Origin of the sequence: Vibrio sp. LaRot3, from assembly GCF_027587025.1 — a bacterium.
Taxonomy (GTDB): domain Bacteria; phylum Pseudomonadota; class Gammaproteobacteria; order Enterobacterales; family Vibrionaceae; genus Vibrio.
The window spans coordinates 76503-89353 of the sequence record NZ_JAPPTI010000008.1 but is presented as its reverse complement, the minus strand read 5'-3'; the positions used below and the strand labels follow the sequence as shown (position 1 = coordinate 89353).

Annotated in this window: 11 protein-coding genes and 1 pseudogene; 2 read left to right on the top strand and 10 right to left on the bottom strand. The window is 44.4% G+C overall.

The genetic code is table 11. The features are described 5' to 3' along the window. Window positions 1–6: 6 nt before the first annotated feature. Genes OH461_RS15205 through rppH form a run of 3 tightly spaced genes read right to left on the bottom strand, consistent with a single transcriptional unit; the run spans window position 7 to window position 3594 of the window. Window positions 7–798: a sulfite exporter TauE/SafE family protein gene (locus OH461_RS15205; RefSeq protein ID WP_270021419.1), complete on the bottom strand. Its 792-nt coding sequence runs from the start codon at window positions 796–798 to the stop codon at window positions 7–9. A gap of 28 nt (window positions 799–826) precedes the next feature. Continuing rightward, on the bottom strand, window positions 827–3073 hold the full coding sequence (ptsP, locus tag OH461_RS15200; RefSeq protein ID WP_270021418.1) for a phosphoenolpyruvate--protein phosphotransferase: 2247 nt from the start codon (window positions 3071–3073) through the stop codon (window positions 827–829). A 2-nt stretch (window positions 3074–3075) separates the two neighbouring features. Beyond that, entirely contained in the window at window positions 3076–3594 is a 519-nt protein-coding gene (gene rppH / locus OH461_RS15195) for an RNA pyrophosphohydrolase (protein ID WP_270021417.1), read from the bottom strand. A gap of 620 nt (window positions 3595–4214) precedes the next feature. Here rppH and mutH point away from each other — a divergent pair. Then, window positions 4215–4880, top strand: a complete 666-nt coding sequence (gene mutH, locus OH461_RS15190) for a DNA mismatch repair endonuclease MutH (RefSeq protein WP_270021416.1) — start codon at window positions 4215–4217, stop codon at window positions 4878–4880. On the opposite strand, the gene OH461_RS15185 is transcribed toward mutH, so the two are convergent. Beyond that, on the bottom strand, window positions 4877–5188 hold the full coding sequence (locus tag OH461_RS15185; RefSeq protein WP_270021415.1) for a DUF6482 family protein: 312 nt from the start codon (window positions 5186–5188) through the stop codon (window positions 4877–4879). The genes mutH and OH461_RS15185 overlap by 4 nt on opposite strands. A gap of 134 nt (window positions 5189–5322) precedes the next feature. Here OH461_RS15185 and OH461_RS15180 point away from each other — a divergent pair. Beyond that, a pseudogene (locus OH461_RS15180) lies at window positions 5323–6357 on the top strand (NADP(H)-dependent aldo-keto reductase). Window positions 6358–6393: 36 nt separating this feature from the next. On the opposite strand, the gene OH461_RS15175 reads toward OH461_RS15180, so the two are convergent. The 6 genes from OH461_RS15175 to OH461_RS15150 all read right to left on the bottom strand — a co-directional run bounded on the left by OH461_RS15175 (window position 6394) and on the right by OH461_RS15150 (window position 12821). Further along, a complete protein-coding gene (locus OH461_RS15175; RefSeq protein ID WP_270021414.1) occupies window positions 6394–6645 on the bottom strand; it encodes a DUF1127 domain-containing protein in 252 nt (83 codons plus the stop codon). A gap of 107 nt (window positions 6646–6752) precedes the next feature. Next, window positions 6753–6875, bottom strand: a complete 123-nt coding sequence (locus tag OH461_RS15170; protein WP_270021413.1) for a hypothetical protein — start codon at window positions 6873–6875, stop codon at window positions 6753–6755. 273 nt (window positions 6876–7148) lie between these two features. Next, the gene (locus OH461_RS15165) at window positions 7149–7595 is read right to left on the bottom strand and encodes a hypothetical protein (RefSeq protein WP_270021412.1); all 447 of its coding nucleotides are present in this window, start codon (window positions 7593–7595) and stop codon (window positions 7149–7151) included. Between the two features lie 40 nt (window positions 7596–7635). Beyond that, window positions 7636–9984, bottom strand: a complete 2349-nt coding sequence (arcB, locus tag OH461_RS15160; RefSeq protein WP_270021411.1) for an aerobic respiration two-component sensor histidine kinase ArcB — start codon at window positions 9982–9984, stop codon at window positions 7636–7638. Window positions 9985–10065: 81 nt separating this feature from the next. Further along, complete coding sequence (locus OH461_RS15155; protein ID WP_270021410.1) at window positions 10066–11817, bottom strand: GGDEF domain-containing protein; 1752 nt, start codon at window positions 11815–11817, stop codon at window positions 10066–10068. A 65-nt stretch (window positions 11818–11882) separates the two neighbouring features. Further along, window positions 11883–12821: a TIGR01212 family radical SAM protein gene (locus tag OH461_RS15150; RefSeq protein ID WP_270021409.1), complete on the bottom strand. Its 939-nt coding sequence runs from the start codon at window positions 12819–12821 to the stop codon at window positions 11883–11885. Between the last annotated feature and the right edge of the window lie 30 nt (window positions 12822–12851).

The window sequence follows — 12851 nt, the reverse complement described above, 5'->3', positions numbered from 1 at the left end:
AGTGTGTTACAGCAACATAGTTCCCGCAACACAAATTAAAAACAGCGCGAATACCTTCTTCAATGCAACGGTGGGCATCGTAGAGGCAAGCTTAGCGCCAATACGAGTGGTTAACATAGAGGTTGAAGCCACCGCTGCCAACACAGGCAAATACACATAACCCACGCTGTATTCTGGTAAATTTTCGACGCGGTATCCTTGTAGGATAAAGCCTACCATGCCTGATATTGCAATAACACAACCACACACAGAAGAAGAGCCTACTGCTCGGCGCATTTCGACGCCATGACGATTTAAAAATGGTACCGAAAGCGAGCCCCCGCCGATACCCGCTAGGCTTGAAACCATACCGATGAAAGCGCCACAGACGACAGTCATTCCGCTGCTTGGCATGGTTCTCACTCTGGTGCTGTTGATACTAAGCAGCATCTGCAATGCCAGCAGCAATACAATCACACCAAACACGCGCGGTAAATAATGGCTTGGAATCCACTCGGCAACATTTGCCCCTAAGAAGCCGCCAACCAATACGCCCGGCATCAACCACTTGATGACAAACATATCAACATTACCTAGCTTAAGATGATTTAATGCGGAAGATCCTGAGGTAATAATAATACTGGCTAACGAGGTCGCTAAAGCGATCTGCATGGTAATTGAAGCGTCAATGTTCGCTTTCGGTAGAAGAAATACCAAAGCAGGAACAACAATCAGTCCACCGCCAATGCCTAATAGGCCCGCCATAATGCCAACAAATGCACCAAGCATTAGCAGCAGCATTAACAGTTCAATCGTCACTCTTTTTCCTTATCTAACCTTAGGTAGGCTACTTGTTACCTGCTCGAATAAAGCCTGCAAGGCCTTTTTGTTCGAAGAAGTCTTGCATCATAGTATAAATATCTTTGCCATAAGGTTGCATCAGAGCATTGTCAGCAAGCTGCTTTAATTCTTCACTGCTTGTATGGCGTAGCAAGTATTTTACTTTCGCCACGTTTGAGGTATTCATACTCAGGCTGCGATAACCTAGCCCAACCACAAGCAAAGCACCAATCGGATCACCGGCTAGCTCACCACATATACAAACTGGGATATTCAGCTGCTGGCAAGATTGATGAATATGATTCAACGCCATGATCACTGCCGGATGCATCGATTCATAAACATCCGAAACTCGAGCATTGTTACGGTCAACCGCTAATAGGTATTGAGTTAAGTCGTTAGTTCCCACAGAAACAAAATCGACTTTACTGGCAATGAGCGGCAGCAAATAAAGCATCGAAGGCACTTCAATCATCACCCCGACTTGAGGGCGAACAATTCGTTCATCAACTTGTGAGACTTCCAGATAAGCCTGATCAATCAATGCAATGGCATCATCCAACTCTTGAGCACCAGACACCATTGGCAGCAATATGCTTAAGTTCTGGGTTTGCGAGCTGGCTTTGAGCATCGCGCGGATCTGCATCAAAAAGATATCCGGGTGATCTAACGTAAAACGGATACCACGCCAACCAAGAAATGGGTTGTCCTCTTCGATAGGCAAATAAGGTAACGCCTTATCACCACCGATATCGAGGGTACGCATCACCACTCTTTTATCTGGGTAAGTATTGAGTACCGATTGATACTGCTGAGTTTGCTCATCTTCTGATGGGAAACGGTGCTGCAGCAAAAAGCTAATTTCGGTGCGATAAAGGCCTACCCCGTCAACCCCTTGGTTAACAGCGATATTGGCATCGGCACTTAAACCCGCATTCAGTAACACTTCAATACGCTGATTATCGGCGGTAAAAGCAGGCTCTTCAATGCGCTGATTGACCATGGTCGCCAGCTCACGCTCTTCGTCTGCTAAAGCACGATACTCTTTGAGCAATTGACGATTTGGCGAAACCAAAATCTTCCCGCTGTACCCATCAACGACGCCGCGCTTACCATTGATATTCGACAGATTAAGCGTTACACCCATCACCGCAGGAATGCCTAATGCGCGCGACAAAATAGCCGCATGAGAGTTAGCCGCCCCTTCTAAAGAGATTACCGCCAACAATTGATCTTTGGGAATCGATGCTAGCAAGGTTGCGGTGAGTTCTCGAACCACTAAGATCACTGGCTTGTCGAATTTAGGTTGCTCGTTTTCAGTATTATGCAAAAAATAAAGCAGCCGCTGACCTAACTCACGAATGTCTTGTGCACGTTCGCGCAAATACACATCTGACATTCGAGCAAAACGGTTTGAGTAGGTTTCAACAACCTGTCTGATAGCCCAGTCAGCACGATCCCCTTTCTGAATTTGCGCCTTAAGATCTTTACGCAACATAGGATCGTTGAGTAGGTGAGTAAACAAGTCGAAGATTGCGAGCGCATCTTTATTGATTTCGCTATCAAGCTTTTTACGCATCCGGCGAAAATCTGCTAATGCCGCTTCAATGGCCAATAGCAACCATTCTTGCTCTTGCTCCACATTCAGGGTGGACGCAGGGTAGATGTCGGTCAGCTCTGGTTGAGTATCATCCCACCAAAATTGACCAATAGCGACACCCGATGACGCTGGAATCCCTTTAATAGCCTGTTGTTTTTTCTCTAATCGCCACTGCCCTTGAGTTTGAGCATGGGCAATGATCACCGCAATCTGAGCAGCAAGCGTGACCAAAAAAGACTCTTCCATCTCATCAAAAAGACGAGGATCTTTTTGTTGGACGACGAGTACGCCAAGTACTTGCTTACGGTGAATGATCGGAGTACCGAGAAAGCTTTGATACACTTCCTCTCCGAGCTGGGAGAAATACTTAAAATTAGGGTGTTTGGAGGCTTCAGCTAAATTCAAAGGCTCAGCGGTACGTTTAACCAAACCGACCAAGCCTTGGCTGAAGTTAATGTGGATTTTTTTGCCTTTAAAACGTAAACCCTGAGTGGCCATTAACTCAAGGCGCTGCATTTCTTCGTTTGCAAGATAAACGGTGCAACACTCTGTGTTCATGGCGAGACACGTCTGTTTAACCAAAATGTCTAATGCCTGGTGGACATCATCGACTTTGGAAACCTGTTCAACTATTTCCCTTAGTTGAGAAAGCATCTCTAACCTCTTCGTGGCTTACGCTTGCCTTTCGCTCGACGTTCTTTAAATGGCATTGCCATTGAGGCAAATTCTTTCATCGCGCGGCGGTATACATCACGCTTAAAAGAGACTACTTGACGCACTGGATACCAATAACTGACCCAACGCCAACCATCAAATTCAGGGGAACTACCACGCTGCATATTGATTTTAGATTCATCACAATCTAATCGCAGTAGAAACCATTTCTGTTTTTGGCCGATACAAACTGGTTTTGAATCCCAGCGCACTAAACGCTTTGGCAATTTGTATCTCAGCCAATGGCGACTCGTCGCGACAACTTTTACGTCTTTTTTAGTAAGACCAACCTCTTCGTATAATTCTCGATACATGGCTTCTTCTGGCGTTTCGCCTTCATCGATTCCGCCTTGCGGAAACTGCCAAGAGTGTTGTCCGTATCTTTTTGCCCAGAAGACCTGACCATGGTTGTTACAGATTACAATTCCCACATTTAAGCGGTAACCATCGCCATCTATCACTGGCCAACCTCTAATAAATTCTTAATTGCGGTAATTTTTCCACATATCCCCAACCGGAGCAAACTTACTAATGTGACTAACGCAGAAATTATCACCGAATATTACTCATTTGGATAACTATTAACCACAAAGCAGTTTATTCACAATAGAATGAGACATCAGCCACATTTATTCACCTTTTCTGTGTATAACTATGTGAAAAAGCATCCCGCAAGCGATCATTAATCGCACAACCGCCCTAATAGAGTAAAACCAACATCTAAATAAATACAATTAAAACCATAAAATACATAAACTTAAATCAATAAAACACGAAAACACTCTTTTCTAATATATCGGCAAGCAGACGAAAATACAGATCGGTCAAAGATCCACCAAGTTGTATTTATCCACACTAACAAGTGATATTTTTTATACAGATGGCCAAATTAAGACTGAACACACCTCCAAAACCCCTGTAAATACATACATTAGTCACAAATTTCGTGGATTTAGACAAATCACCTGTGGATAACCGTTGAATGATGATCTTTTAGGCATATCGCTTAAAAGATCCGCGAGTCGATATTTTCCAGTAATTCATTACAATAAAGCCATCTCAACCAACTCTATTGTTTGCAATGAAACCCGAACCTCAGTCAGAACAAGAACTACTCGATCGTGCCAGAGAAATCGCAGGGATTACTTTCAAAGAACTCGCTGACGAAGCAGGAATGGAAACACCACCGGATCTTCGCCGCGATAAAGGCTGGGTTGGGCAACTATTGGAATGGCATTTAGGGGCGACCGCGGGCAGTAAACCACAACAAGATTTCGAGCAACTTGGCATAGAGCTAAAGACCATCCCCATTAGCTATACGGGAAAGCCGTTAGAGACAACTTTTGTCTGTGTTGCGCCGCTGACCGGAGTGCATGGTTTAACTTGGCAAACTAGCCATGTTCGCAATAAGCTATCGAGAGTTTTGTGGGTACCCGTGGAAGGAGAAAGAGAAATTCCATTAGCCGAAAGGCGCGTTGGCTCTCCTCTCATTTGGTCACCAACTGAAGAACAGGAAAAGCAATTGCAAACCGACTGGGAAGAGCTCATGGAACTGATCGTACTCGGCCAAGTTGAGCAAATCACAGCTCGTCATGGTGAAGTGCTGCAACTACGCCCAAAAGCGGCCAACAGCCGAGTTTTGACCGATGCCTACGGGGCAAGTGGTAAAATGATCAAAACCCTTCCACGAGGCTTTTATCTGCGCACTCAGTTTACCGCCACTATCCTAGAGCAAAACTTCGTTTAATGCGTCGTCAGAGACATTTCAATATCATGATACAACGGTCCATCACCTGATCCGCATTCATCATAAGCATTGTGCAAACGTAGATAAGCGCGCTCGACGCCAAGTTTTAAGAGTTCATCTTTTACTTTATCTAAAGACTCAAAATAAATGGGATCATCATCTAACACTATCGGCTCAAGCTTGTGCTTAAATTCCACCGCAAGTAAGTAGCGAGAAAGGTCAGAACAACTAATCACAAATACTTTTGGCGGTTGATAACTCTGCTTATGGTGACCATGAATCCACATATCTAACTGCTTTATTTTCATTGCTTCCCCCAGCATTTTCTTTGCTGTAGAGATTAATTATAGACCGTGCTTAAAGATCTTTGCCCGCAACCTCTTCCCTTGATCCTAAATGATCCCGTATATTGAAATAATTAGCTCAATAACAAGGAAGGGTTATGCTTTATCACAAGTTGCCTCACTCAAACTTAGAAGTGAGCAAAATATGTTTAGGAACAATGACATTTGGTGAACAAAACACTCAAGCCGAAGCGTTTAGCCAGCTCGATTTTGCCTTCGAGCAGGGAGTGAATTTCATCGATACTGCGGAGATGTACCCTGTACCTCCGAAACCAGAAACACAAGGTTCTACTTAATCCATCATCGGTAACTGGCTAGAAAAATCAGGTAAACGTGAGAAGATCATTCTCGCGACGAAAGTTGCTGGCCCTCGTAACGTACCTTATATTCGTGAAAACATGAGCTTAGACCGCCGCAATGTTCATCTTGCGATAGACGATAGTTTGCAACGCCTCAAAACTGACTATATCGACCTTTACCAAATTCACTGGCCGCAACGTCAAACCAACACCTTTGGCCAATTGAACTACCCCTACAATGACGAACAACATGAAGTAACGCTGATTGAAACGCTTGAAGCGTTAGCTGAACTGATAAAAGCAGGAAAGATTCGCTACATTGGGGTGTCCAACGAAACGCCTTGGGGAGTAATGTCGCTCCTTAAGCTAGCGGAAAAACATGAGCTGCCACGTATCGTTTCTATTCAAAACCCTTACAACTTGCTCAACCGAAGTTTTGAAGTCGGGCTATCTGAAATTAGCCGCTACGAAGGTGTTGAATTACTGGCTTATTCGCCACTTGCCTTTGGCTGCTTATCTGGCAAGTACCTCAATGGTCAGCGACCAAAAGGCGCTCGCTGTACCTTATTTGAACGCTTCGTTCGCTACTTCACTCCACAAGGTGTCGCAGCGACAGAAGCCTATGTCAACTTGGCCCATCAGCATGGATTAGACCCAGCACAGATGGCTTTAGCCTTTGTTAATCAACGCCCATTTGTTGCTTCCAACATCATTGGCGCGACAACCATGGAACAGCTTAAAGCCAATATCGACAGTATTTCAGTAAATTTAAGTGATGATTTGTTATCTGAGATGCAAGCAATTGGGACCACTTACTCCAATCCTTGCCCTTAATAAGTTGGGGGGAGCAGGCAATGCTCCCCCTATTAGCTACGTTGGTATTCGCAAAGTTAAAACACGACGAAGATGACGTAAACGACGTTCAACTTTTACTTCTGGGGTAATGGTCTTATTCAAAGGACGACCTTCGTTATCGAGACCAATATCGCGCAGCAAGTGCTCGTTACCCCATGGAATATCAAAAGAACTGCGGCGAACTTTACGTTGCCATGCTTTCTCTTCACGGCGGATATCTGCTTTAACAAGGACTGTAGCTAGTTTTAGATAAATTGAGTGACTCATGGTTTTTCTCCAGTTAGTACGATTTACTGGGAAAAAGACAGTCGAAGATAAAATTTCGGACTCAATCGGCTGCCTTTCTCCGCAGCCAATTAAAATTGGATAACGGATCAGTAGGTTGCTTGGGTATCTTTACTATCGGCTTTTACAGCGGGGCTGCACAAAGCAGCACCTAGTAGGGCCATAGGATCGACAGACGCACTAACGTGTTTGATAACGATGAACTGTTTCATTGTGCGCCTCCTAGCAATCTAAAAATCCAATAAAATTTGGTGGGTTATGAGCCTGAGCTCATGGTTAAATTTTATGCAACGGCGAATAATATTCAACCACTTATTCACGCAAAAGCTAAAAACATTTTTTTAACCTAAAAGTAACTAACCATAACCGCTATTTATAAAATATTCCTCTTGGAAATAAGCATGTTTCCAAGCATTTATTTGGGCAATAAAAAAGCCAGCTATAACTAACTGGCTTTAAATTCAACTAATTAAGTTTTTTGTTGATTAATATACTTGGTCAATCACAACACTTTTTTCTACTAACCACTCTTCGAGCTCGCCATTATTCAGCATCACTGCGACATCAACTGGTTGCTCTGGGTCAACTGAGAACTGCCAAACAAATGCGATCTCCCATTGGTTTTCACTGTGTGTTCTTAACTCAAGCAGATCGCCATCAATCAACCACTCTTCGCCTCCCTGACGAATCGCAATACTTTGTACCATCAGCTCCGCCGGTAGCGCGGCATTGGACTCAAGATACAAAGCGCCGTGTAAGGTCTGATCTTGCACTTCACCTATGGTGGGCATTTTGTTTAGCCACAAGTTGCTCTTTAGCTCAACGCTGTTTTGCGCAACCATGATTTGATTATCTTGCTCCCAGCCCACTTGTGGCGAAGAGCAACCAGCTAACAAGGCTATACCGAGTGAGATTGCTGCAAATTTTTTCATGACGTCACCTTCGTAATGCTTGATTGTTATATCGGTAATATTAGGATGATTTAACGGTTTCTAACCAATCTTTGAGTATCTCAATGTCATGTAGATACTCATTCTTAATTTCTTCAACCCAGTCATCGATGTTCTCCCACCATGCCGGTAGATTTGGCGACTGAGCCTTCTGAGCTACGCTTTGAATGTGTTTTAAACCAATTGAACCCGCTGCGCCTTTAATTTTATGCGCTTCGGAGACTATGCCTTCTTGATCTTTCGCGGTCATGTTGGAATCGAGTAACTCAATGTAATCAGGCATCATGTCCTCAAACATCTCAACACTGTCATAAACGGGTTGAGTCCCGACGATACCCACATAAGACTCAAGCATCTCTAGATCCAATAAACGTTGGAATACTTCCCTATTATCACTCTCCCCTGTTTTGGATGCTACCTCCGGTTGCGCTTCTGCTTCGCCGTCAGAGACCAAGCTCAACACTTCCTGCACGGCAGCAAGAGAAAGAGGCTTACTGATCGCTTCATCCATCCCTTTTTCGTAATACTCTTGCTTGTTCTTAAGTACATTTGCGGTAAGGGCAACCAAAGGTGGTAACTCTGAATAATGTTCACGGAAGTAAGCAGCCACATCGAAGCCTGTCATATCCGGCAATTGAATGTCTAAGAAAGCCAAATCAAATTGTTGAGGGTCAAACAGATCAATCGCCTCTTGCCCCGTCATCGCTACAGTCACTTGATGGCCGAGGCTTTCTAACAGTGAACGAGCAACCGTCACATTAAGTTCGATATCTTCGACCATAAAGATGCGCAATGATAAGTTCATATTGGCTTCAACCACTTTAGGCTGCTCAATTTCACCAACTGGCACTCGAATGGTCACCGTAAAGGTACTACCAAAGCCTTCTTCACTGCTTACATGGATATCCCCATCCATCATATTAATAAGCTGCTTCGATACCGCTAAGCCAATCCCAGTACCAACGGCATGTAAGTTATCCTTGCCGGATTTGACTTGGTAATACATGGCAAAGATCTTATCGAGCTCGGACTCAGGAATACCGACACCGGTATCCTCAACTTCCATGGTGATATGAGCATAGTCATCTTCAACCTCAGCACTGACTGATAACACCACCCCACCTTCTTTGGTGAACTTCATTGCATTACTGATCAAATTCCACAGTACTTGGCGCAGTCGAGTGGCATCCACTTCAATGGCATGCGGGAAATCGGTCAAACGTTCTAAATCAAAACGCAGCCCTTTCTGCTCCGCCATCAAGGCAGACAGACTTTCAATCTCAACCACAAACTCATCAAAGTTTAATGGCGCAGGATAAAGCTCTAACTTACGACGATCGAACTTATCCATATCAATGATATCGTTGAAAATATTGCCTAATGTCACCGCACTGACATTAATCGTTTGCATGTGTTTACGCTGTTCATCAGTCATGTGGGTATCTAGCAGCATGCGACTCAAACCAACAATACCGTTAAGCGGTGTTCTTAATTCATGGCTAATGGTTGAGATGAAGGTGGTTTTATCCCGGCTGGCTTTTTCTAATGACTCTTCATGACGCTTACGCTCAGTAATATCACGACCGAAACCAACCAAACCTAGATGGCGTCCATCTTTGCTGTAAAATGGCACTTTGCGCAGCTCGAAGTAACTCTTACGGCCATCAGGATATTCTAGCCATTGCTCGTAGGTTAGCGCTTGATTGTCTGAGAACACTGCATCATCGGTTTCCACAATCTGTTGAGCGACTTCTTTACTGTAAACTTCCCATGGAGTTAAGCCGACTAATTGCGCTTCTTTGCGTCCTGTTAGCTCTTCCATCGCTCGGTTACAACCCGAAAACACCCCTTCTGCATTGCGGTAGTAAATCAAATCTGGAGAGGCATCAATAAATGAACGCAGTAACGCCGTTCGCTCAGCTAATTCCATTTGTGTGCGTTCGCGCTGATAAACCTCATTTTCGAGATCTTTCATCGCTTCTTCACGCGCTTCTTCCGCTTTAATACGCTCTTCAATTTCTTGATTTAATTTGGTGATATTTTGTTGCAGTTGGTTGTTGAGCTCTTGGTCACGAGAACGCATGTCTTTGAGTTTAGAAACCAGCTTAGAAAGACGCTGACGAGACTCTTCCAGTTGATCAACCACCACCGATAAGAAGTAAACCGCCCAAGGGGTGATAATCAAACCAAAGAAAACGGAACGAACAATATCGATATTGTCGACCTTGCCACTGAGAACCAAGGTGATCCCAACTTGAACGACAACCGCTAAAGCCACCAGCGCAAGAGCAAGAAGAATAGAAAAACGTAAGATGCCCAACTTGACGAGCAAATCAACATAATACTGAGCGAGGTTTTTGATGGTTTTCATTAAGCGCTCCGAGCGAAAAGATTAATTAAATCTTAACCTTTTTCACCATCTTCGGCTAAGGATTCCCTTAACTAACAAGGCTTAATTTTCTGATGTGTGATGCACACAAGTTTGGTTTCGACCATCTGCTTTCGCCTGATACAAGGCGCTATCGGCCAAGGCAACAATAGACTCACAGCTGTCATCAGGATGAGGGAGAACTGATACGATACCAAGACTGACGGTCAACAGTTCATTAACTGCCGAGCTCGCATGAGGGATTTCTAACTTACGCACTTCGTCATGAATACGCTGAGCAACCAACTTCGCCCCATCGGCGGTAGTGTTTGGCAAGATAAAACTGAACTCTTCACCACCATAACGGGCAACGCAATCACTGGATCGAGAAACCACTTGGCGGAATACTTTCGCTACCGCGATCAAGGCTTCATCACCTTTTTGGTGACCATATAGGTCGTTAAAGCCTTTAAAATCATCAATATCACACAACATGACCGTAAGAGGCTGCTTCTCACGCACATGCAAATGCCACAAGGTTTCCAGTTGCTCATCAAAACGACGGCGGTTAGAGATTTGCGTTAAGCCATCCACAAAGCTTAAACGCTCTAGCTCTTGGTTGGCTTCTTCAAGTTTCTGCTCAGCAAGATAACGCTCAGACACATCTCGAGCCATAACCAATACGCCATTAGTACCAGAAGCTGGGTCTCTGAATGGCGACTTCACCACATCATACCAGGTGATTTCGCCGTTACTGTGGATCAGCTGGTCAATGTAACGCAGCGACTTACCTTCATTAAGCACCACGTTATCACTCTCAGACCAACGCTCGTAGGCCTCTTTCGAGATAACATCTTGCAGTCGTTTACCAATCAACTCATCAATATCTGAAATGCCCATGGCTTTAATAAATGGCTCATTACACGCTTGATAGACCAAGTTTTCATTGAAGATGCCGATGGAATCCGGGCTAGATTCGAGGATATTTTGCAAAATGGTATCGCGCTGAGCCAACGCAACTTCGGTATCTTTACGTTTATCCATCTCATCACGTAGGCTCTGCTGCATGTTGTGCCAATCGGTCACATCATGACTGATGCCAAGCATCCCGAGCGACTCACCTTCAGCAGACATCAAAACGCTTTGATGCGTTTCAAGCAAACAACTGCGACCATCAGAATCTATGGTCCAACGACGGTTACTGGCACGGCCTTTCATTATGCCTTTGATTTCAGCACTGCCTTCCTCGACGCGATCAGTCCAAAAACGGTCAAAAGCACGGTTGGTCACCATGTTTTCGCCATTACTGCTTTTTACAAAGATAAGCTCAGATAAATTATCAAAAGCGCTTTTAATCACTGATAAGGACTTAATCTCTGTTTGAATTTCATCGTCACTAGGTCGATAAGGCGTTACGTACATCAACCAAACTGAGCGACCTTTATAGTGCGTTTTACGCCCAGTCACTTCGACTTGAATTGTTTTCGTAGCAGAGACCGGCCATTCCACTTGGTAGCCAGTAAAGCCATCACCAGAGAACTTGGCGGTCACTTCGCTGACAAATGACTGATGTAAGGAGTCCGGTAGTAGATAGGATTTACCAACAAATCGCACGCCCAATAGCTGCGCAGCAATATTATTGGATAAGATAAGTTGCCCTGTTTTTGCGTCCACTAAGAGCAATGAACAAGGCGTATCTTGAAACATGATTTCAATCTGGCGATTGAAATTAACGTATAAATGCGCAACAACAACGATGACCGCGAATATAAGAATTAACTCAAATCCATGCACATGCACAGATTCATATATCCACGTCCCTAATAGCTCTATCATTGCGTCATCTAAAATTAACTTTGGTTAACAGAAGAAGATACCAGTTTCTGTAGGGTTAGTCTCGGTTATTGCAATTCAGGCTTAACATATTCAAATGTATCTTCGGTCAAACTGCCTTGCGCACCTTCTTTATTCAAAGAACGACCGATTTCCGTCATGGCTAACCAGCGGTTTTCACACCATAAAGGCGCCAATAACGTTGGTCTTCTTGCCGCTGAAGAAACGCGATGGTACACCACATCCGCGGGCGTCATGCGAATCAGCTCACTGGCAATGGACACATACTCTTCTAATTCCGGTGCTTGTAGGCGACCAGCCTTCCAAGCTTTAGCCATAGTACTGCCTTCTACAATATGAAGGCCATGCAGTTTGATGCCATCAGTACCGACCTCAAGTACCTTACGCATGGTCTCAACATTGTCCTCGCGCGTCTCTTTTGGCAAACCGACAATTAGGTGGGTACATACTTTAATACCAAGTGCACGTGCGCGCTGAGTGATCTCAGCGTAACATTCAAAATCATGGCCACGATTAATGCGCTTTAACGTGTCGTTATTCGCCGTCTGTAGCCCTAGCTCTAGCCAGATTTCATAACCTTTATTCACATACTCTGATAGTAAATCAAGTACCGCATCGGGCACACAATCAGGACGAGTACCCACACATAAGCCAACAATATCCGCCGCTTTTAATGCTTCCTCATACATGTTCTTAAGCACTTGAACTTCAGCATAAGTACTGGTGTAGGCTTGGAAATAGGCAAGGTACTTTTTCGCGCGGGCTATCTCACCAGCTCTTTCTTGCAACTGCTCGTGAATGCTTTTGATTTGCGCTTGCTCATCTGCAAAAGAGGCCACATTGCAAAAAGTACAGCCACCTCGGCCAATCGTGCCATCTCGGTTCGGGCAACTAAAACCGCCATGCAGCGTTAGTTTATGCACCTTTTCTCCGTAACGGCGCTGAAGATCTTGTCCTATGGTGTTGACCAGTTCGTGTAATTGCATGAGTACTTACTTGAGAATGAGAATAACAAT

Excerpts from the sequence above, each read along its gene's own strand:
- ptsP (WP_270021418.1), bottom strand. The coding sequence starts at position 3,073 with ATGCTTTCTCAACTAAGGGAAATAGTTGAACAGGTTTCCAAAGTCGAT.
- mutH (WP_270021416.1), top strand. The coding sequence starts at position 4,215 with ATGAAACCCGAACCTCAGTCAGAACAAGAACTACTCGATCGTGCCAGA.
- OH461_RS15185 (WP_270021415.1), bottom strand. The coding sequence starts at position 5,188 with ATGAAAATAAAGCAGTTAGATATGTGGATTCATGGTCACCATAAGCAG.
- OH461_RS15175 (WP_270021414.1), bottom strand. The coding sequence starts at position 6,645 with ATGAGTCACTCAATTTATCTAAAACTAGCTACAGTCCTTGTTAAAGCA.
- OH461_RS15170 (WP_270021413.1), bottom strand. The coding sequence starts at position 6,875 with ATGAAACAGTTCATCGTTATCAAACACGTTAGTGCGTCTGTCGATCCT.
- OH461_RS15165 (WP_270021412.1), bottom strand. The coding sequence starts at position 7,595 with ATGAAAAAATTTGCAGCAATCTCACTCGGTATAGCCTTGTTAGCTGGT.
- arcB (WP_270021411.1), bottom strand. The coding sequence starts at position 9,984 with ATGAAAACCATCAAAAACCTCGCTCAGTATTATGTTGATTTGCTCGTC.
- OH461_RS15155 (WP_270021410.1), bottom strand. The coding sequence starts at position 11,817 with ATGATAGAGCTATTAGGGACGTGGATATATGAATCTGTGCATGTGCAT.
- OH461_RS15150 (WP_270021409.1), bottom strand. The coding sequence starts at position 12,821 with ATGCAATTACACGAACTGGTCAACACCATAGGACAAGATCTTCAGCGC.